This window comes from Peptostreptococcus anaerobius 653-L (genome assembly GCF_000178095.1).
Classification (GTDB): Bacteria; Bacillota; Clostridia; order Peptostreptococcales; family Peptostreptococcaceae; genus Peptostreptococcus; species Peptostreptococcus anaerobius.
Window position 1 is genome coordinate 1 of sequence record NZ_ADJN01000057.1, and the last position, 20,162, is coordinate 20,162.

The 20,162-nt window shown below is 35.7% G+C and carries 19 protein-coding genes; 4 read left to right on the top strand and 15 right to left on the bottom strand.

Annotated elements, in window-relative coordinates:
* Positions 1–35: 35 nt before the first annotated feature.
* From brnQ to HMPREF0631_RS06565, 4 genes are all read right to left on the bottom strand, one after another.
* Positions 36–1,340, bottom strand: coding sequence for a branched-chain amino acid transport system II carrier protein (gene brnQ, locus HMPREF0631_RS06550; RefSeq protein WP_002844061.1), 1,305 nt, complete (start codon positions 1,338–1,340; stop codon positions 36–38).
* A gap of 534 nt (positions 1,341–1,874) precedes the next feature.
* Positions 1,875–4,469, bottom strand: a complete 2,595-nt coding sequence (clpB, locus tag HMPREF0631_RS06555; RefSeq protein WP_002844048.1) for an ATP-dependent chaperone ClpB — start codon at positions 4,467–4,469, stop codon at positions 1,875–1,877.
* The gene (locus tag HMPREF0631_RS06560) at positions 4,470–5,114 is read right to left on the bottom strand and encodes a hypothetical protein (protein WP_002844103.1); all 645 of its coding nucleotides are present in this window, start codon (positions 5,112–5,114) and stop codon (positions 4,470–4,472) included.
* A gap of 5 nt (positions 5,115–5,119) precedes the next feature.
* The gene (locus HMPREF0631_RS06565) at positions 5,120–5,539 is read right to left on the bottom strand and encodes a replication/maintenance protein RepL (protein WP_002844104.1); all 420 of its coding nucleotides are present in this window, start codon (positions 5,537–5,539) and stop codon (positions 5,120–5,122) included.
* 352 nt (positions 5,540–5,891) lie between these two features.
* Between HMPREF0631_RS06565 and HMPREF0631_RS06570 the strand changes: the two genes are divergently transcribed.
* From HMPREF0631_RS06570 to ispG, 3 genes are all read left to right on the top strand, one after another.
* Positions 5,892–7,079 carry a 1-deoxy-D-xylulose-5-phosphate reductoisomerase gene (locus HMPREF0631_RS06570; RefSeq protein ID WP_002844114.1) on the top strand — a complete coding sequence of 396 codons (1,188 nt, stop codon included), beginning with the start codon at positions 5,892–5,894 and terminating at the stop codon, positions 7,077–7,079.
* A 40-nt stretch (positions 7,080–7,119) separates the two neighbouring features.
* Positions 7,120–8,133 carry an RIP metalloprotease RseP gene (gene rseP, locus HMPREF0631_RS06575; RefSeq protein ID WP_002844034.1) on the top strand — a complete coding sequence of 338 codons (1,014 nt, stop codon included), beginning with the start codon at positions 7,120–7,122 and terminating at the stop codon, positions 8,131–8,133.
* 106 nt (positions 8,134–8,239) lie between these two features.
* Positions 8,240–9,295, top strand: a complete 1,056-nt coding sequence (gene ispG, locus HMPREF0631_RS06580) for a flavodoxin-dependent (E)-4-hydroxy-3-methylbut-2-enyl-diphosphate synthase (RefSeq protein ID WP_002844051.1) — start codon at positions 8,240–8,242, stop codon at positions 9,293–9,295.
* A 208-nt stretch (positions 9,296–9,503) separates the two neighbouring features.
* Here ispG and HMPREF0631_RS06585 read toward each other — a convergent pair whose 3' ends face one another.
* The 8 genes from HMPREF0631_RS06585 to HMPREF0631_RS06620 all read right to left on the bottom strand — a co-directional run bounded on the left by HMPREF0631_RS06585 (position 9,504) and on the right by HMPREF0631_RS06620 (position 16,704).
* The gene (locus HMPREF0631_RS06585; protein WP_002844067.1) at positions 9,504–10,427 is read right to left on the bottom strand and encodes a DUF4846 domain-containing protein; all 924 of its coding nucleotides are present in this window, start codon (positions 10,425–10,427) and stop codon (positions 9,504–9,506) included.
* A 19-nt stretch (positions 10,428–10,446) separates the two neighbouring features.
* A complete protein-coding gene (locus HMPREF0631_RS06590) occupies positions 10,447–11,226 on the bottom strand; it encodes a phosphatidate cytidylyltransferase (protein WP_002844069.1) in 780 nt (259 codons plus the stop codon).
* An 11-nt stretch (positions 11,227–11,237) separates the two neighbouring features.
* Complete coding sequence (locus HMPREF0631_RS06595) at positions 11,238–11,969, bottom strand: isoprenyl transferase (RefSeq protein WP_002844087.1); 732 nt, start codon at positions 11,967–11,969, stop codon at positions 11,238–11,240.
* A 214-nt stretch (positions 11,970–12,183) separates the two neighbouring features.
* Positions 12,184–12,741, bottom strand: a complete 558-nt coding sequence (frr, locus tag HMPREF0631_RS06600; protein WP_002844086.1) for a ribosome recycling factor — start codon at positions 12,739–12,741, stop codon at positions 12,184–12,186.
* A gap of 79 nt (positions 12,742–12,820) precedes the next feature.
* The gene (gene pyrH, locus HMPREF0631_RS06605) at positions 12,821–13,528 is read right to left on the bottom strand and encodes a UMP kinase (RefSeq protein ID WP_002844026.1); all 708 of its coding nucleotides are present in this window, start codon (positions 13,526–13,528) and stop codon (positions 12,821–12,823) included.
* A 64-nt stretch (positions 13,529–13,592) separates the two neighbouring features.
* The gene (tsf, locus tag HMPREF0631_RS06610) at positions 13,593–14,501 is read right to left on the bottom strand and encodes a translation elongation factor Ts (protein ID WP_002844025.1); all 909 of its coding nucleotides are present in this window, start codon (positions 14,499–14,501) and stop codon (positions 13,593–13,595) included.
* Between the two features lie 158 nt (positions 14,502–14,659).
* The gene (gene rpsB, locus HMPREF0631_RS06615; protein WP_002844082.1) at positions 14,660–15,406 is read right to left on the bottom strand and encodes a 30S ribosomal protein S2; all 747 of its coding nucleotides are present in this window, start codon (positions 15,404–15,406) and stop codon (positions 14,660–14,662) included.
* A gap of 197 nt (positions 15,407–15,603) precedes the next feature.
* Entirely contained in the window at positions 15,604–16,704 is a 1,101-nt protein-coding gene (locus HMPREF0631_RS06620) for a protein kinase domain-containing protein (RefSeq protein ID WP_002844065.1), read from the bottom strand.
* Positions 16,705–17,001: 297 nt separating this feature from the next.
* Between HMPREF0631_RS06620 and HMPREF0631_RS06625 the strand changes: the two genes are divergently transcribed.
* Positions 17,002–17,592 carry a hypothetical protein gene (locus HMPREF0631_RS06625; protein ID WP_002844102.1) on the top strand — a complete coding sequence of 197 codons (591 nt, stop codon included), beginning with the start codon at positions 17,002–17,004 and terminating at the stop codon, positions 17,590–17,592.
* Between the two features lie 68 nt (positions 17,593–17,660).
* Here HMPREF0631_RS06625 and HMPREF0631_RS06630 read toward each other — a convergent pair whose 3' ends face one another.
* Genes HMPREF0631_RS06630 through HMPREF0631_RS06640 form a run of 3 tightly spaced genes read right to left on the bottom strand, consistent with a single transcriptional unit; the run spans position 17,661 to position 20,159 of the window.
* Positions 17,661–18,692 carry a biosynthetic peptidoglycan transglycosylase gene (locus HMPREF0631_RS06630; RefSeq protein ID WP_002844097.1) on the bottom strand — a complete coding sequence of 344 codons (1,032 nt, stop codon included), beginning with the start codon at positions 18,690–18,692 and terminating at the stop codon, positions 17,661–17,663.
* Positions 18,693–18,725: 33 nt separating this feature from the next.
* A complete protein-coding gene (locus HMPREF0631_RS06635; protein ID WP_002844109.1) occupies positions 18,726–19,250 on the bottom strand; it encodes a 3'-5' exonuclease in 525 nt (174 codons plus the stop codon).
* A 9-nt stretch (positions 19,251–19,259) separates the two neighbouring features.
* Positions 19,260–20,159: a tRNA 2-thiocytidine(32) synthetase TtcA gene (locus HMPREF0631_RS06640; RefSeq protein ID WP_002844037.1), complete on the bottom strand. Its 900-nt coding sequence runs from the start codon at positions 20,157–20,159 to the stop codon at positions 19,260–19,262.
* Positions 20,160–20,162 lie beyond the last annotated feature (3 nt).

The following is a 20,162-nucleotide window of genomic DNA, read 5'->3' on the forward strand; positions in this document are numbered from 1 at the left end:
TTAACCACCCCTTTTATTATAAATTTAATCTTCTACTATGCCTTAACCTTTGAAGGTACGAACTTACCTACTAGTCCAGCTACAGCAACTGGTATTATCCAGAAGAATCCGAATTCTCCACCTGGGAATGCATTTAATTTTGCACCCATTGCCTGGATAGATGCGTTATCTGCTAGTCCTGGAACTGCTGGAAGAGCTGACAATAATCCAAGTACAACTGCAACCCATATAGCAAACTTGAATATATTGTCGTTACTAATCTTGTCATTAAACAATCCAAATATGATGTAAGTAACAACTGCTGGATATACGGTTAGTAGGATTGGCACTGCCATAGATATAATCTTATCTAGTCCTAGATTAGAAACTATAGCTGAGAATATACAAACAACTATAACTGTTCTTTCATATTTAAGTTTACCGCCTGTTATATCTCTGAAGTAGTTACCACAAGCTGAAGTAAGACCTATTGATGTAGTTAGACAGGCAAGAGCAACTATTATTGCTAATATAACCTTACCTGGTCCACCAAGTATAGATTCTGTTATAGATATTATAAGAGCTGATTTACCAACTGTGTCATCAAACATTGGAGATACAGTAGCACCTAAGTATGTAAGACCACCATATACAAATGCTAGACCAGCAACTGCAACAATACCTGCGTATAATGTAGCTTTTACGAGTGAGCCTTGGTCTGTATATCCCTTTGCCTTAACAGAACTGATTACTATACCTGCAAATATACAAGAAGCCATTGCGTCCATCGTCTGATAACCATCATATATACCCTTTACAACAACATTGTCTACTAGTGTTCTCTCTAATGGAGTTCCAAGTGGGCTTATTATACCCTTAACTATTAACACTGCAAGACATATTAGAAGTGCTGGAGTAAGGAACTGTCCAACTATATCTACAACCTTTGAAGGTTTGATTGTTAGGAATAATGTTATAGCAAAGAATATTATTGAAAATACCACTGGGCTAAAACTATCTCCAAACACTGGGTTGATACCAACCTCAAATGTAACAGCTGCTGTTCTAGGTATAGCTAGGAACGGTCCTATACATAGAATTGATGCTGTACCTATTACCAATCCAATCTTCTTACCAGCTCTACTATATAGGGCATCCAAATCTCCTCCCGTCCTAGTCATTGCTATAACACCTAGTAAAGCAAGTCCACCATCTGCAAATAGGAAGGCTATAAATCCTATAAACCACTTCGTACCATCAAGTACACCAAGGTATGGCGGGAAAACAAGGTTACCGGCTCCGAAAAACATTGCAAATAGTGCAAAACCGATAACTACGATGTCTTTCATCTTAATCTTCATTTTTTTAATCCTCCTTAAAAATTTTACATATTTATTAGTACAGTATTAGTATACAATCAATTAACAGTATTGTCAAACAATTCTTTAAATTATATTTTTTAATAACAAAGTAAAAATAAACAATAAAATTTTCATGATAAGGTTTTCTACTTTAATATATTAAGGCCTTGTCGTAAGGTCAATGTATTAGAGCAATAGTTTGAGAATTTTGTCCTTATATATTTAACCCATTTTTTCTGATAATTCTGTCTAAAAAAACGTTTTGTTTAAATTTAATTGGGTGCATACCCAACATTATCCAAATTTAATACAAAAAAAATTTTATTTAGCCTGTTTTTGTCTATTCATTAACACTTATTCTGATTTTTTCCATTAAAGATTTTAATATATTAATCTATTCTCTCAATAATTTCAATCTATTTTCCTGTTTTTATAAATAAAGATAGCCCCATCACACAGTTCAGGGGCTATTTTAAAGTCAAAACCTACTATTTGCTTAATTAATTTATTAAATATATTTTTGGTCCACTAAATTTAAACTATTTGTATATCTTCTCCTAATTTATCGACCTTAACTTTTGTATGGGCTTTGATCTGTCCACTGATTATAGCCTTTGCAAGTTTAGTTTCAAGATTAGAGTTTATGTATCTCTTAAGTGGTCTTGCACCATAGACTGGATCATAGGCTATATCAACTATAAAGTCTTTTGCCTCATCAGTTATCTCAATTTCGATATCCCTCTCTTTAAGCTTTGATTTGATTGACTCAAAGAATATATCTATTATCTTCTTGACCTCTTCCTTCATCAAAGGCTTGAACATTATGATATCGTCGACCCTGTTCAAAAATTCAGGTTTAAACTTAAACTTCATTATATCCATTACACTCTTTTGAACTGACTCATCTATCTTGCCCTTAGACTCCAACAAGATATCGCTACCTATATTTGAAGTCATTATTATAAGAGTATTCTTAAAGTCTACAGTCTTACCCTTGTTGTCAGTTAGCCTACCTTCGTCTAGTATTTGTAGGAACATATTGAATACATCATCATGGGCCTTTTCTATCTCGTCAAATAGGATTACTGAGTATGGCTTTCTCCTAACAGCCTCTGTAAGTTGTCCACCCTCTTCGTATCCTACATATCCTGGAGGTGGTCCAACTAGTCTTGATACACTGTGCTTTTCCATATACTCTGACATATCTAGTCTAATTATGCTGTCCTCTGAATCAAATAACTCTCTTGCTAGGGTCTTGGCAAGTTCTGTCTTACCTACACCTGTTGGACCTAGGAATATAAATGATCCGAGTGGTCTATTCTGGTCACTTAGTCCTGCCCTAGACCTCAATATAGCATCTGATACAGCCCTAACCGGTTCATCCTGACCTATGACTCTTTCATGGAGTTTGTCCTCTAGTCTTAATAGTTTTTCTTTTTCACTTTCAACTAGTTTCTTAATCGGTATACCAGTCCATTTAGATATTATATCAGCAATCTCTTCTTCAGTTACCTCTTGCTTTAATAGGCTGTATTCTTCATTGCTGTCTATATTTTCTTCTATCAGCCTTAACTCTTCCTCTAACTTAGGTATTTTACCATACTTCAACTCTGCAGCCTTGTTAAAATCACCCTCTCTTTCATACTTCTCAGCAAGGGCTTTAGCGTCATCTAGGTCCTGCTTGATGTCCTTGGCTCCTGTCAACCTAGACTTCTCCTTTTCGTATTTTGCAGTCATATCGTCATTTTCTTCTCTTAAAGTGACCAATTCTTTTTCAAGTTCTTCAAGTCTAGCCTTTGACTTGTCATCATTCTCTAACTTTAGGGCTTCTCTTTCTGTCTCTAATGTAAATAACCTTCTTCTTACAATATCAAGCTCAGTAGGTAATGAGTCTATCTCTGTTCTAATCATGGCACCAGCTTCGTCTATAAGGTCTATAGCCTTGTCAGGTAAGAACCTATCCTGTATATACCTATCTGATAACTTAGCAGCTGCAACTATCGCATTGTCATGTATTCTAATACCATGATGGATTTCAAATTTTTCCTTAAGACCTCTAAGTATAGATATTGTATCCTCTACACTCGGTTCGTCTACTATAACTGGTTGGAACCTTCTTTCAAGGGCCTTGTCTTTTTCTATATACTTTCTATATTCGTCAAATGTAGTTGCTCCTATACAATTTAGTTCCCCTCTTGCAAGCATTGGTTTTATTAGGTTACCTGCATCCACAGATCCTTCAGTCTTACCAGCACCTACAATTGTATGTATCTCGTCTATAAATAGTATTATCTTACCTTCAGACGCCTCTACTTCTTTAAGGACTGCCTTTAACCTCTCTTCAAACTCTCCCCTGTACTTGGCTCCTGCTATCAAAGAACCCATATCTAGAGAAAATACAATCTTATCCTTTAATCCCTCTGGAACATCGCCCTTTACAATTCTCTGGGCTAGACCCTCAACAATGGCTGTCTTACCAACACCTGGTTCACCAATAAGTACAGGGTTGTTCTTTGTTCTTCTGGATAATATTCTTATGGCTCTTCTAATCTCGTCATCCCTACCTATAACTGGGTCTAACTTGTTGTTCATAGCCCTCTTGACTAGGTTGGTACCGTATTTTGATAGGGCATCATATGTGCCCTCAGGGTCTTGACTATCAACCCTTTGGTTACCCCTGATTTCATGTAAAACAGCCAAGAAAGACTGCTTGTCTATCCTATATTTTTTTAATATTTTTCCTACATTTGATGTCGATAATCCCTTTGAAGATTCAAGATTTATCATAGCCAAGAAAAGATGCTCGACACTGATATATGAATCCTTGAATTCACCTGATATTTTCTCTGCCTCTATAAGGATCTTGTTTATCTTAACACTAGCTGTTACATTTACACCATCACCTGTAACCTTAGGTAATTTTGAGACTTCATCATCTATATCATTCTGGATACTAGTTCTGTCTATTCCCATCTTATCTATTATACTACCTATTAGCCCATCCTCCTGGACCATCAAGGCTGACAGTAGATGAATTGGCTCTAACTGTTGGTTGTTATTGCTTACTGCTATGTTAAAGGCTTCGTTTAAAGCATTTTGTACTCTTAATGTCATTTTATCTGCGTTCATTTATTCATTCCTCCTAATAATTATTGACCTACTAAGGTCTAACAAACTGTCTATTAGAGACTCTCCTATAGACGAATTGTACATGAGATTTAGGTCTATACTCTCATCCAAATTTGTGAATTTTACCTTATCTTGGTTTATAGGACAAAATACCAAGTCCTTGTCTATAAGCACTTTTTGACCTATGCCTACATTACTACACATATTCAAAAACTCTTGTCTATAGGATAAGACATATGCTCTTTTAATATCACTGTAGCTATAATCCAAGACAGAATTATAAAGATCTTGTAGCCATGTGTTTAGCTGCCTATACTTTTCTTGATCTTCATAAATTGATATTTCCTCATATACATAACCGCCAAACAAGGGATGGACATTGTCCCTCAATCTTCTAATATATTTGTAGGGTAGGCTAATATCTATTGTCCAATATATATGATTTGCCCTATTGAGACTTATTTTAGTGTCTATTTCAGCCTTATTCTTCCTTGTCAAATCTGCATTAGCCCTAGCATCCAAATCCACATTGTTCTTAGTGTCCAACAAAGAGCATACGAAATCGTCAATACTTATAGTCATTAGATTTTTTTCGAACAGTTCGTCAAACCACTTCATTATATTTCTATCTAAGTTTATGGACATCTACATCACTCTCCTTCCCTCAATTTATCTTCTATTTTGTTGTAGTCTTTAATCAATTTATCTCTTTCATATTTTGACCCCCTATATGACACCAGGGGATTTATCATATACACTCCATTTCTTTCCTTCTTCATAAAATCACCCTTTCTAAATTCAGTGATTGCCAGTGAAAGGCTCGTCTTTGGATAATCTAGGTCTTTTGCCAAATCTTCAAGTCTGGCATTGATCTTATTGTTTTTGTCCATCATTTCTATCATCCTAAAAGGTATCAAGGCCTTTTTAGAATATATTTTATCTACTGATTTGATAAAATTTGAGGGGGATATATTCAAAAACCTTTCATTTTTCTTCCTAATTGTAACTTGCTGACTCTTAGTTTCTTCTATATCGTTCAATATTCTTTGAGTATTCTCAATCTTAAACATATGTACCCCCTTTCTAATGCTTATCTTACTGATATAGTAAGCCTAATTTTATATCGTGTCAAGACAAACAAAGTATATTGTTTAGCAAAATGCTAAATTTTTATTATGCATTATATATAATTTTTATTTTTGCTATAGCTTATAATACTAGGTCTATGCTATATTTTTAAAAAAATAATAATATTTTTTATCTATCTTCTAAAAATACCAAGATTTAAGCTATACATATGTTTTTTATGCTATAATTTTATAGTAAATATATAGGTTGTATACCATAAATCTTCAATAAGACTCTTATCATGACCTATAGGATTACTCAATTAGATTTAATTATAAGAATGGATGTGAGTATATGCTTAATAAAAGTGATAATAATAGAAAAAAGTTAATTTCAATATTGGGTTCAACTGGCTCAATCGGTACTCAAACACTCGATGTTGTAAGAAAAAAACCAGACTTGTTTGAGGTTGAAGGTATATCCACAAATAAAAACCTAGACCTTTTTATAGATCAAATAAAGGAGTTTAGACCATCTATAGCAACTATTTTCGACAAGGATGCCTATGAAAGGTTCCAAGTTATAAAGACCATAGACCAGGACCTAATAGGTATAGAGGTCTACCAAGGTCTTGAAGGACTGATTAAAATAGCATCTTCAAAATCTATAGATACGCTTGTAACTGCTGTAGTAGGAATGATAGGTCTAGTACCTACAATGGAAGCTATCAAAAACTCTACAGATATAGCTTTGGCAAACAAGGAAACATTGGTTACAGCAGGTAAACTAGTCATGGAAGCCGCAAAGAAGTATGGTTCTAAAATACTTCCAGTTGACTCAGAACACAGTGCCATTTTCCAATGCCTAAATGGTGAAGAAAACAATAAAATTGATAAAATTCTTTTAACTGCATCAGGTGGTCCTTTTAGGGGTAAATCAAAAGAAGACCTTATAAATGTCAAAAAAGAAGATGCCCTTAAACACCCAAATTGGACAATGGGACAAAAAATAACTATAGACTCTTCTACCCTTATGAATAAAGGTTTAGAAGTTATAGAAGCAAGGTGGTTATTTGATGTAGATGCCAAGGACATAGTTGTACACGTCCACCCTCAGAGTATAGTCCACTCAATGGTTCAATTCAAAGACTCAAGTGTTATTGCCCAACTAGGTTGCCCTGATATGAGAGTTCCTATCCAGTATGCACTTACCTATCCAAATAGGTTGGATAGCGATTTTGAAAGACTTGACTTATTTGAAGTGGCAAGCCTGAGCTTTGAAAAGCCAGACCTTGAAGTATTCCCTTGCCTGAGACTGGCCTATGAAGCCCTAGAACATGGTGGTACTGATTGCGCAGTCCTAAACTCTGCCAACGAGGTGCTTGTTGATATGTTCCTAAAAGACAAAATCGGCTACTACGATATACCTAAGTATATTGATATGGCAATCAAAAGCCACAAATATATAGCTAATCCAAGTCTAGAAGATATCTTAGATATAGACCTATGGACTAGAGTCTATCTAAATGGTATACTAGCATAATAACAAATATAAATAATTTAAAAATTGAGGAAGGTGAAATATGAACATACTAGTAGCACTCTTAGTTTTTGGATTTATAGTATTTTTCCACGAACTAGGACACTTTTACTTCGCTAAAAGAGCTGGAGTAACAATACACGAATTCTCTATAGGCATGGGGCCTACAATATATGAGAAAGAAAAAGAAGGAATAAAATACTCTCTTAGACTACTTCCTATAGGTGGTTTCGTAGCTATGGAGGGTGAAGACGAAGAATCAGATGACCCAAATTCTTTTGAAAAGAAAACAATCGTAGAAAGGCTCAAGACTATACTGGCAGGACCGATAGCCAATATTGTTCTTTGTATACTGCTACTCCTACCTGTGTATGCTGTCATGGGTACTCCATCTAACTATGTTGATCAAGTACCTAAAAATATGCCAGCCTATACTAGTGGTATAAGAAAGGATGACCAGATTATAAGCCTTGATGGCAAGAAGGTTGACTCATTCGAAGACTTGACAAAGATTGTCAACCAATCAAAGGGAAAGGAAATGAAACTTGAATACAAGAGAAATCAGAAATTGATGTCTACAAATATCAAGCCTATTTCAACCCAGGGAAGATACCAAATAGGTGTCACTTCTCAATACAAAAAGAACAATCCTCTTGCCATAGTAAAGTACTCTTTCACTACTACCTATAGTGTTGGAAAGGGTATGTTAGAATTTTTATGGAAGCTTGTAACCGGACAGTTGTCTAATAAAATAGTAGACTCGCTATCAGGTCCTGTAGGTGTAATAAATATGGTATCAAATGCCGCCACAAATGGTTTTGTCAATGTATTGTACTTGACTGCCATAATAAGTTTAAACATAGGCATCATGAACCTACTCCCTATACCAGCCCTAGACGGTTGGAGAATCTTGATACTCCTACTTGAGGCCCTTAGGAAGGGTAAAAAACTTCCAGCCAAGGTAGAAGGATACATAAATGCAGGTGGACTTGTCTTCCTACTTAGCTTTATGCTATTTATAACATACAAGGATATTTTAAGGATATTCTTTAAATAAAAAAAATTGGTCATCTATAGATAACTTGGGTATATTACTTATTGTTGTCGTATAGATGACCAAATTTTTATCAAGATATATATGTAATTATAGAAAGGAATATGTTATGACATATAAAAGAAGGAAAACTAGAGTTGTAAATATAGGCTCTATTAAAATAGGTGGAGATAATCCAATCGCAGTCCAGTCAATGACTACTAGCGATACAAGAGACCCTCAGGCTACAATAGACCAGATACTAGCCCTTGAGGAAGTAGGATGCGACATAGTGAGAATAGCCGTACCAGACCTAACTGCTGCCAAGGCAATAGGAACTATAAAGGCTGCTACAAATATACCTATAGTTGCAGACATACACTTTAACTATAGACTAGCCCTTGAAGCTGTTGAGCAAGGTATAGACGCAATACGTATCAATCCTGGTAACATTGGTGATATAGATAGGACAAAGGCTGTTGTTGATGCATGTAAAGCCAAAAATATACCTATTAGGATAGGCGTAAATGGCGGTTCACTAGAAAAATCAATACTTGAAAAATACGGTCATGCTTGTCCAGAGGCCATGGTAGAATCTGCCCTAGGTCATATAAAAATTCTAGAGGACCTAGATTTTCATGATATAGTTATCTCCCTAAAAAATTCTGATATTAGAAAGTCTGTTGAAGCCTATAGGTTGATGTCAGAAAAGGTTGACTATCCACTACACTTGGGTATCACAGAATCAGGAGGAGTTGAAAAGGGAACTATAAAGTCTTCAATAGGTGTTGGAAGTCTATTGGTAGATGGTATAGGTGACACAATCAGGATATCGCTTACAGGAGATCCAAGAGAGGAAATCAAGGTAGGAAAGCAGATCCTAAGAAGTATCGGCCTATTAAATGACAAGATAAAGATTGTATCATGCCCAACATGTGGTAGGTGTAATATAGACCTTATCAAGTTTGCAGGTCAGATAGAAAAAGAAATCGAAGACATAGAAAAAGATATCACAGTTGCAGTCATGGGTTGTGCAGTAAATGGCCCAGGTGAAGCAAGAGAAGCAGATATAGGAGTTGCCGGTGGAGACGGAATGGGACTTCTCTTCAAAAAAGGAGAGATTGTAAAAAGAATTCCTGAGGATGAGATTGTTAGTACCCTTCTCGAAGAAATAGATAAATTATAAATGGGGATTTTAAGATCTTCTATTTGCAATATAAAGTAGTATTTCAAGTACATCAATACTAACTTAAGCGTTAAAAAACGACCTAGCCTGCATGAGCAGGCATTGAATTTTTAGCGAAAGTAGTATATGATGTACTAAATACTATGAGCAATTGCATAAGAAGACTTAAAGTCCCCATTTAAAAAATACATAACTAAAAATATATAAGTTAATTAAACCTAGCTAACTGGTCTAATTCAAATGTCCACTGAGGTGTCTTTAGTTTACCCATTTCCTTGACTTCTTTTAGCGAGTACCAAGGTCCTATTTCATCATTGTTTTTATTTACTAATATCTGTGGTTGCTGGGCTGGCATATATGACTGAGCCAGCATAAAAGCCTTATCTCCCCTTGAGTTTTCAGCCATATCAACTACTGTTATGGCGTGTCCCACCCTCTTAGAGCCAGGTGTTCCATCTTTTAGGAATATATCTCCAACTCTTATATCATCAATCTTAACCTTTTTTGTATCCTCTACTAGGGATATTGTCGATGAGTATATATAGACAGTATCCATAAATTTCTTGTACACTTTGGTATCGGACGATTTTTCACCCATCAGGAAGTACTCTCCCGTCTCCGGGTCTACCCTGTAGCCTTTTGTGTACTTATCAAAGTCGGCTATACCCTTGCCTACAAAATGGAATTTCATCTTGTCATATCTGCCTATAGAATATAGGTAATCTCCCCTAAACTTATAGCATGAATCTGCACAATGGAGTATATTTTTGCCTTCTAAATCTACATCGAATACTGCATCATAGACCCCCTCAGACTTTTTGGGCTTTCCATTATAATATATGGATTTTTGTCCATAAGGCTTGAGCTTTTCATTTCTTACAAAATTTGTAAATGTATACTTATCTGCCTTGACTCTCTTATAGCCCTTAGGAGGATTATATCTCTTTTCTATGGTATCTCCGTCCTTATTGACAAGTTCCGGATTGATACCTATAGTTTTACCCTTATCCGTTCTGCTTTCTTTCTTTGTCTGTGAATCACCCGAATCCTTGTCGAGTTTCTTGGTACAAGACGCTAGTGAAAATACTAATGTTAAAGTTAAAATACTTACAACAAGCTTTTTATTATACATATTTCCTCCATATTCTAGCCTATACAGCAAATAATGATAGTATTAGATAAACATAAGGCGCTACTAATAATACACTGTCAAACCTGTCAAGTATACCACCATGACCTGGTATAAGTCTGCCAAAGTCCTTGATGCCAACATATCTCTTGATAGATGATGCTATCAAGTCTCCCATCTGGGCTACTGCGCTACCCAACAAGCCCACAAGGAATATAGGACCTATCTGCAACTTGAAGATCAAGCCAAATAAGACACTAAATACCACACTAGCGACAACACCACCCATGCTGCCCTCTATTGTCTTCTTAGGGCTAACTGATGGTATTAGTTTATGGCTACCAAATCTCCTACCTATAAAGTAAGCGAATATATCAGTTGCAAATGAAATTATAAATATCAGCCATACATACAAGTATCCCTTCTCGCCCATATCAAACAATCTGATAATATAGTTAAAGCATAGGCATACATAGAAAATACCTGAAAAAGTAATTATAAGATCCATAACATCTGCCCTATGCAGAAGTACATACACTATTCCTATAACAAATGTCAAATACATTCCAACAGCATAGGATTCCTTATTCCATGAAAATATATTTATCAAAAATATCATAATTGCATATAGGTAACCCAATTCCTTGATTGGGCTGTGTCCTATATTGTTAAAGGCTGTGTAAAATTCGTGTAGTCCTATAGCCATGACAACTAGCCCTATACAATATAATGGGCCCCCACCTACATACAAAAATACCAGCAAGGGTAACATAATTAAAGATGAAATTATTCTTTGTTTCATAAAAACCACCCCTATTTCACATTTCCAAATCTTCTATCTCTTGCCTGATAATTGTATATTGCCTCTTGAAGTGCCTCTTCATCAAAATCAGGCCAATGCTTGTCTGTAAAATAAAACTCTGAATATGCAACTTCCCACAATAAGAAGTTTGATAGTCTCTGTTCACCACTAGTCCTGATGACAAGGTCTGGGTCTACTATATTCCTTGTAGACATGGAACTTGATATCATCTCATCATCAATATCATCAATGCTTATCTTACCTTCCTCAACCATCTTAGCTATTCTTGTCACTGCAGATTTGATGTCTGCCCTAGAACCATAATTAAGGGCTAACGATAATACTAGTCCAGTGTTGTCCTTTGTCTCATCAATAGACTTATTTAACTCATCTATGCAAGCCTGTGGTAGTTTAGATATATCACCAATTGTCAATATCTTTACATTGTTCTTGTGAAGTTCAGCCAGTTCCTTTCTAAGGTAAGAAACTAGTAGGCTCATTAAAGCATTTACCTCATCTGCTGGTCTCTTCCAATTTTCTGTTGAAAAAGCGTATAGGGTAAGGTATTTTACTCCTAGTCTAGAGCATTCCTTGACTACCTTCCTGATAGTTTCAACTCCCATCTTGTGACCATATGTCCTAGGCATCATCCTTGATTTTGCCCATCTACCATTACCATCCATTATAATTGCTATATGCTTAGGGACTCTTCCCAAATCTATATCATAGTATAAATTTTCCATACATTCCTCCGATCCTTTATTTAAAGATATTCTTATAATTATTATACCATAGTATAACACTATGGTATATAGAAAGAAGGCACGGTATCTCCTATTACCTAAATGTCAAAAATAAAAAAGACCTCTATTGATGATACTCCACCTCAAAATAGGATTTTGAGTGAACATAAAATAAAGGTCCTTTTTATTGTTCTAAAAACAAATACTATACTTCTTATACAGATAGTATATCCTTTTCTTTTTCGTCTGTTAACTGGTCTATAACCTTGATGTACTTGTCAGTCATTTTCTGAACTTCGTCAGTTGCCTTTTTTGCATCGTCTTCTGTAAGTTCAGCAGCCTTTTCCATCTTCTTGATCTTATCGTTGGCATCTCTTCTTTCGTTTCTAATCCTTACCTTGAAAGATTCAGAAGCCTTGTTAGCCTTCTTAGCAAGTTCTTTTCTTCTTTCTTCTGTTAACTGTGGTACAGTAAGTCTGATAACAGAACCATCATTTGATGGAGCTATACCAATATCAGAATCACTTATAGCCTTTTCTATAGCATGGATCACTGACTTGTCCCATGGTGTTATTGTCAGTACTCTACCTTCTGATACTGCAACGGCAGCCATCTGGTTTACTGGTGTTGGTGTTCCATAGTAGTCCACTCTTACCTTATCTAGCATTGAAGCATTAGCTCTACCAGCTCTGATTGTTCCAAACTCAAACTTTAAAGCTTCAATCGTTTTTTCCATTTGTTCTTCTAATTCTACATGAAGATCTAATTTCATAAGTCTCCTCCTAAAAATTAAATATGTGAGCTGGTTCTTTACATATGTAAGTACAGCCCGCTAAAATATTTTCTTACTACTATTCTACTATAGTTCCCATATTTTCGCCATACACAACTTTGATAATATTTTCTGTAGATAGCTCAAATACCTTGATTACGATATTATTGTCCATACATAATGAAGTTGCTGTTGAGTCCATTACCTTTAGTTCTCTGTTAATAACTTCCATATAAGTTAGGTGAGTAAACTTCTTAGCATCTGGATGAACCTTAGGGTCCTTGTCGTATACAGCATCGACATTCTTAGCAAGAAGGATAACTTCTGCTTCCATCTCTGCCGCTCTAAGGGCAGCTGCTGTATCAGTTGAGAAATAAGGGTTACCAGTACCTGCACCAAATATTACTACTCTACCCTTTTCAAGGTGTCTTACTGCTCTTCTTCTGATATATGGTTCTGCAACCTTGTTCATTTCTATACCAGTCTGAACTCTTGTTGGAACGTCAAGACTTTCTAGAGAATCCTGTAGTGCCATTGCATTCATAACTGTTGCCAACATTCCTATATAGTCGGCTGTTGTCCTATCCATTCCTTCGCTAGTACGACCTCTCCAGAAGTTACCACCGCCTACTACAACGGCTATCTCTACTCCAGATTCAACTAGTTCCTTTATCCCCAATGATATATCCTTTAATACATCATTATTGATACCAAATCCAGTACCACCAGATAGGGCTTCTCCACTTATTTTTAATAGCACTCTCTTGTACATTGGCTCTTGTGTCATTTCTATTCCTCCTAACAAAATCTTCAAAAAAAGAGAACACCAGAAGTGTCCTCTTTAATTACAATTACTTCATCTGCTTAGCTACTTCTTCAGCAAAGTTTTCTTCTTTCTTTTCTATACCTTCACCAACTTCATATCTTAACATACCAGCTACCTTGATATCTGCTCCAACTTCCTTAGCAACCTTAGCAACTAGCTTAGATATTGTAAGTTCTGAATCCTTTACGAATACCTGGTCTAATAGACAAACTTCCTTTAGTTCCTTGTTTAATCTACCAACAACCATCTTTTCTACTATGTTAGCTGGCTTACCTTCGTTAAGAGCCTGCTGAGTAAGAACTTCTGTTTCATGAGCTATGTAATCCTTGTCTACATCGTCTCTTGATATATACTTAGGGTTCATAGCAGCAACCTGCATAGCTATATCTCTACCAAGAGCTACAACCTTTTCGTCGTTTGCTGATGTTTCTAACTGAACTAGAACACCTATCTTTCCACCACCGTGGATATATCCTACTACCTTACCATCAACTGATAACTTAGCAAATCTTCTAACGTCTATCTTTTCACCTATTGTAGCTATTCTATCGTTTAGTACATCCTGAAGTGCCTTTCCTTCCTTGTGGTTAGCAGCAAGAAGAGCTGGAACATCAGCATAGTCTCCTTCAAGTACCATCTGAGCAACATCCTTTACAAAGTCCTTGAAATCCTGGTTCTTTGCAACGAAGTCTGTTTCAGAGTTAACTTCTACTATAGATGCAGCATTTCCTTCTGCATTCATTTCTATATTTACAAGACCTTCAGCAGCGATTCTGTCTGCCTTCTTAGCAGCCTTAGAAAGTCCCTTTTCTCTTAATAGGTCTATTGCTTTTTCCATGTTACCATCAGCTTCAGTAAGTGCCTTCTTACAGTCCATCATACCTGCGCCTGTAGTTTCTCTCAATTCTTTTACCATCTGAGCAGTTATAGCCATTGTAAAATCCTCCTAAAAATTTTGTTATTTTATTATAATTTTGTCTTGAACTATTTATATAGTTCATTTATTAATCATATGGGAATTCTCCCATTCATTCACAAAATGGTAAGGGCAAGGCCCTTACCATAAGCTTTCATATTAATGCTCGAATAGAATTATTCTGCAGCAGTTTCAGTTTCTACAACTTCTGCTTCAACTTCTTCTGCAGCTACATCATCAGCACCCTGTCTAGCTTCGATAACAGCATTTGCCATAGCACCAGTTATTAGCTTTATAGCTCTTATTGCATCATCGTTTGCTGGTATTGGATAGTCGATTTCTTCTGGATCACAGTTTGTATCAACTGTACCTATTACTGGTATTCCCAATCTATGAGCTTCCTGTATAGCTATATTTTCTTTTCTTGGGTCTATAACGAACATAGCAGCTGGTAGTTCAGGCATATCCTTAATACCACCTAAGAATTTTTCTAGCTTTTCTTTTTCAGCTCTTAGCTTGATTACTTCCTTCTTTGGAAGAACGTCGAATGTTCCGTCGTTTTCCATAGCTTCAAGTTCTCTAAGCTTCTGAATTCTAGTCTTTATAGTCTTGTGGTTTGTTAACATACCACCTAGCCATCTTTCGTTTACATAGTACATTCCACATCTCTGAGCTTCATCCTTGATAGCTTCCTGAGCCTGCTTCTTAGTACCTACGAATAGGATTGGCTTACCAGTTTCTGCGATTTCCTGCATATACTTGTATGCTTCATCAACCTTCTTTACTGTCTTCTGTAGGTCGATTATATATATTCCATTTCTTTCTGTGAATATATACTTCGCCATCTTTGGGTTCCATCTTCTAGTCTGGTGACCGAAGTGTACACCAGCTTCTAGTAACTGCTTCATTGAAATTACTGACATTAATTTTTCCTCCTTGGTTTTTACTTCCAGCACGATCTACTTCCTAAAAAACCTCTTTGGCACCTTCTAAGAATCCCGTTGCTGTGTTTAATTATATTTTTATGCCCGGTGGAATACACCACCAAAACCATTAAAGCGAATAAATCCGCACTAATGACCTCTATCATTGTATCACTAACCTAATATCTATGTCAATACTAAATATACCTCAAAGCCATTATTATCACAGTTGCCAACATTACAACTATTAGAGCAAGTGATACGACCTTAGCAAGAGTCGCTCCTTTCTTATGAGACTTCTTACTGATGTCTTTTAAAGACCTGTCTATAGTCTTGTATTTTTGTTTTTCTAAGGCTTCTTCAATATCCTTTAGGTATATTTGCTTAGTCTTGTAAAAGTCTTCTGGATTTACTCTACCTGTCTTATGTAGGACTGCCTCAAGTTCCGGTTTTAATTCCTCTTCTATATCCTTTATTGTAATTTTTGATGTCTTATACATAAAATTACTCAAACTAAGGAGCAACTCGTTGTAGTCCTTGTAGCATAAGTTATCATTTCTCTCTAATAATTTCTTTATAATCTCAACAAAATCATAGTTTTGATCATTAAGATTAACCTTAGACCAAATAACTCCCCTATCGACAACCTTCATCAACTGCTTCTCTGTATGTGCTTCTGAAAAAGGGAACTTCTTAAAAGTAGCCTCATAAAGAATGACCCCCAAACAGTATAGGTCAGTTTTTATGTCTGTAAAGTCTATAGACAGCTGAGATGGCGAAAGGTACTTCAAGTTACCTGAACACCTAATATTTGTCCCCCTATTTGCCTCAGTAAAGCCAAAGTCAGCTATTTTAATAGCATACCTATCATCTACAAGTATATCGTTTGGCTTAAGTGAACCATGGTGTTTGCCAATGCTATTGTAGGCCTGTAGGGCTTTGACAATCTGGTTGGATATTCTTATTAGGGCATCCATGTGTAGGTAGGCCCCCCTAGTAAGAGTAGCCAGGGACACACCCTTGAAATCCTCATATACTATATAATATAACAAGTTGTCTATTGTCCTATGAACACCTACATCTATAATGTTAAGTATATATGGACAGCCAAGCTCATTTAATATCATACTTTCATCTATAAGGTTGGGTATAAAGTCTGGACTAATATACCTGTTGTTTTCAATTATTTTAATCTTTACATTTATGTTTTTTTCAGAGTCATATGCATTGTAGAGTTTATTTTCTTCAATATATACTGGCTTATCTGTTATCTCATATCTATTGCCTATAAATATCACGCCTATTCCCCCCTGAATATTTAAATTTACTAAATAAAAAGTCGATAAAAAATATCAATTTTTGTCTCGACTGGTCGCTACACCCTGTAGCCTTATCAATATTATCCCTATAATAAATATATACTTATAATTTTACCACAAAGAAACTTTTCTTTCTATCCTAAATCTTCTATTTTATTGACTTAATTGGCTTTTTTTTATATAATTATATTATTATGCAAGATTTATTTTTGAGTATTTTGGATTAGATAAAAATACAAGCGAACTGATACTATTATGAGGATAAGGAGGTTTAAAATGGCTGACAACAAGAAAAAAAATAGTAAGACTATCAACTTTGCTGAAAAGAAAAGAGAAATAGCCAACAAAAAACAAATACCAACAGAACCGCCTTTAATCCACCATGATAACAGGGTAATTCAGTACGATATAAACAAGATGCGTGAAAAGATAAATCAAAAATCTAAAAATAAAAAACCTAGAAAATCTACTAATCTATCTAGGTCCAAGGTCCAATTAGCCCTGTACTCAGTCATATTCCTATTGTTTATGATTTTAGCTGTATATAGGGTTCTGGCAATCACACATATCATCGAGCTGGACAAGCCACCTGAAAAGTTTGTATCTCAATCTACCAAGCTTTCCACTGATGAAACTGTAAAGTACCAAGATATAGTGGAGTCTCTATTGGCAAAGGAAATCAAGGCAAATGGCAACATAGATATGGTCACTACTAGTGTTCACAAAAACGGAGACACAGTATTTTGCTCTGGCTACTTTACTTATCCCGATGAAAAAAACAAGATATACTTCGATTCTGTCGTAAAAAAAGACAAGGTGGCTTCACTTCTCGTCAACGGATTTGAATTAAAGGATAGAAAAAAATAAATACAGATATTAATTAAAGCGTTGAAGTTAGTAACCTAGCCTCAACGCTTATCTTTTGCTTTCATACACTATCTATCAATTTCTGATTTAAAGGGTGTATCCCTATATAATTGGGCCTTATAGACGTGCTCTTTTATCATGCCCAACTTGAACATTCTAAGACAAACAACAGCCTGTCTCTTCTTGGCCTGTTCATAATTCTGGTATAAACCAGGATTGTTGGTTATGCCTGCAAGCATAGTCGATTCGCCAAAAGTCAACTTCCAAACACTCTTTCCAAAGTATAATTGGGCTCCTGATTCTACTCCATAGGCTGATTTACCCAGATAGATATTGTTTAAATATGCCTCTAATATCTCATCCTTTGTCATTATCTTATTCAACTGCCTAGCATTATACATATCCTGTATCTTCCTCTTGATAGTCCTCTCATTGCTGGTCAAAAGGTTCTTGGATAATTGCATATCTATAGTAGAACCACCCTGCTTTTTCTCACTTGTCAAGTTATTAAAAAATGACCTGAACATAGACTTATAGTTAATTCCCTTGTGCTTGTAAAATGAGTCATCCTCTACCGCTATTACAGCCTTTTGAAGGTCTTTTGGAATCTTGTCCAAACTAACCGGCTGCTTATTGATATAAGATTCTCTGACCACCTTCTTAGTCAGCACTGGCATATCACTAACTATAGATCTAACATACAAGAATCCTGCTGAACCAAGAACTACAGTTATGATCAGTACTATAGTCAATACCTTTCTCAAAATATAGTAAATTCTTGACCTATCTACATGATAAGAATTGTCCTCTTCATCATATTCATCTTCTATATCGTAGTCCATCCTATAATCATATTCAGACCTGTCTCTATGACTTTTCTCAGACCTGTTACGACTCTTATACTTTTGAAAATCATACACATCAGCCCCTGATTTACTCCTCTTGTTTATCTCTCCAGAACCACTGCTTACTTGCTTTTTTATTCTCAAGCCTCTTCTATCATCACTAGAGTTCCTAGACCTATTTTCTGCAGTTAGATCCTTGTCTCTTGATGAAACGGTTTTTCGTCTTATTTTATTTTTATCATTAGTATCTGACATATATCCTCCTGCCTATAATATTACACCCATAACCTAGATTTCGTCCCTTATCTTCAAAAATAGCAAGGCTGTTGCATGTGTATCCGCATAAGCCCTGTGTGCCTCTACATTTTTAATACCATAAAAATCACACGCAGCAGACAAACTTTTCTTTTTAAGTGGGTACATCTTATTCATCTTTAGCATCTCTAGGGTGCATATGTAGTTTTTAATAGGCTCTAGTCCCATCTTTTCAAGATAATAGTTTAGAAATGGGATATCAAACTTCGCATTGTGGGCTATTAGAACACTATCACCTATGTACTCTCTAAATTTAGGTAAGACTTCTTCAAGCGTCTTTTCACCCTCAACCATCTCATTTGAAATATGAGTTAGGTTTGTGATAAAACTAGATATAATACCCTTAGGCTTGATAAGTCTAGAGTAGTTTAAAGTTATATCTCCCTTTTTAATCTCTGTAACACCTATTTCAATTATCTCATGACCTTGTAGAGGATCAAGCCCTGTTGTTTCAAGGTCAACAACTATGTATTCGTCTTTATAAAAATCTTTTACCATCATTTACTCCTAGTAAACATCCTCTTGGAACCTCTCCAAGAAAGAGTGTTTTTCTCCATCTATCTGCCATCCAAGTATAGAGTCTACATTTACATTTTCTGCCGCCTTGAATATGGACTTTTCTACATTGGTAAAATCCTTGGACAGGTTTTTAATCAAGTCTTTGATTTCATACCTCTTGTTTCCTGTCTTTTTGGCTGCAACCATGCAGGCACAGTTAAGTGGCCATATACCAGTATATGTCATCCACCTTATAATATCTTCTTCTCTTATATAGTATAGGGGTCTGATCAACTCTATACCTTCAAAGTTTGTTGATTTTAGTTTTGGCAACATAGTCTTAAAATTACCAGCACACAATACATTTAGCATCGTTGTCTCAATTACATCATCAAAATGATGTCCTAGGGCTAACTTATTGCAACCCAACTCTTCTGCTTTTCCGTATAGGGCTCCCCTTCTCATCCTAGCACACATATAACATGGATAATCACTAGCTATCCTGTCTGCCACCTCAAATATCTGAGAATCGAAAGTTACAAGTGGTATATCTAGATACTCACAATTGTCCTCTAACAACTTTCTTATAGAATCATGGTAGCCTGGATCCATAGCAAGGTAGACAACCTCAAAATTAACTGGTGAATGCCTCTTAAGCTCTTGGAACATCTTTGCCATCAGCATAGAATCCTTACCACCTGATATTGCTACTGCAATCTTATCCCCTTCTTGGACCAACTCATATGTCTTTATAGCCTTTATAAATTTGGACCAAAGTCTCTTTCTATATCTTTTTGTTATTGATTTTTCTATTTCTTTTAAAGATTTTCTATCTTCTTCTGGAACTAGGACCTTACATCCCGATCCAGCCAATTTATTAGTAGATTCTTCTAATATTTTCTCCGTCAAAAT

Coding starts and splice junctions, on each gene's coding strand:
- brnQ (WP_002844061.1), bottom strand. CDS start 1,340: ATGAAGATTAAGATGAAAGACATCGTAGTTATCGGTTTTGCACTATTT.
- clpB (WP_002844048.1), bottom strand. CDS start 4,469: ATGAACGCAGATAAAATGACATTAAGAGTACAAAATGCTTTAAACGAA.
- HMPREF0631_RS06560 (WP_002844103.1), bottom strand. CDS start 5,114: ATGTCCATAAACTTAGATAGAAATATAATGAAGTGGTTTGACGAACTG.
- HMPREF0631_RS06565 (WP_002844104.1), bottom strand. CDS start 5,539: ATGTTTAAGATTGAGAATACTCAAAGAATATTGAACGATATAGAAGAA.
- HMPREF0631_RS06570 (WP_002844114.1), top strand. CDS start 5,892: ATGCTTAATAAAAGTGATAATAATAGAAAAAAGTTAATTTCAATATTG.
- rseP (WP_002844034.1), top strand. CDS start 7,120: ATGAACATACTAGTAGCACTCTTAGTTTTTGGATTTATAGTATTTTTC.
- ispG (WP_002844051.1), top strand. CDS start 8,240: ATGACATATAAAAGAAGGAAAACTAGAGTTGTAAATATAGGCTCTATT.
- HMPREF0631_RS06585 (WP_002844067.1), bottom strand. CDS start 10,427: ATGTATAATAAAAAGCTTGTTGTAAGTATTTTAACTTTAACATTAGTA.
- HMPREF0631_RS06590 (WP_002844069.1), bottom strand. CDS start 11,226: ATGAAACAAAGAATAATTTCATCTTTAATTATGTTACCCTTGCTGGTA.
- HMPREF0631_RS06595 (WP_002844087.1), bottom strand. CDS start 11,969: ATGGAAAATTTATACTATGATATAGATTTGGGAAGAGTCCCTAAGCAT.
- frr (WP_002844086.1), bottom strand. CDS start 12,741: ATGAAATTAGATCTTCATGTAGAATTAGAAGAACAAATGGAAAAAACG.
- pyrH (WP_002844026.1), bottom strand. CDS start 13,528: ATGACACAAGAGCCAATGTACAAGAGAGTGCTATTAAAAATAAGTGGA.
- tsf (WP_002844025.1), bottom strand. CDS start 14,501: ATGGCTATAACTGCTCAGATGGTAAAAGAATTGAGAGAAACTACAGGC.
- rpsB (WP_002844082.1), bottom strand. CDS start 15,406: ATGTCAGTAATTTCAATGAAGCAGTTACTAGAAGCTGGTGTACACTTC.
- HMPREF0631_RS06625 (WP_002844102.1), top strand. CDS start 17,002: ATGGCTGACAACAAGAAAAAAAATAGTAAGACTATCAACTTTGCTGAA.
- HMPREF0631_RS06630 (WP_002844097.1), bottom strand. CDS start 18,692: ATGTCAGATACTAATGATAAAAATAAAATAAGACGAAAAACCGTTTCA.
- HMPREF0631_RS06635 (WP_002844109.1), bottom strand. CDS start 19,250: ATGGTAAAAGATTTTTATAAAGACGAATACATAGTTGTTGACCTTGAA.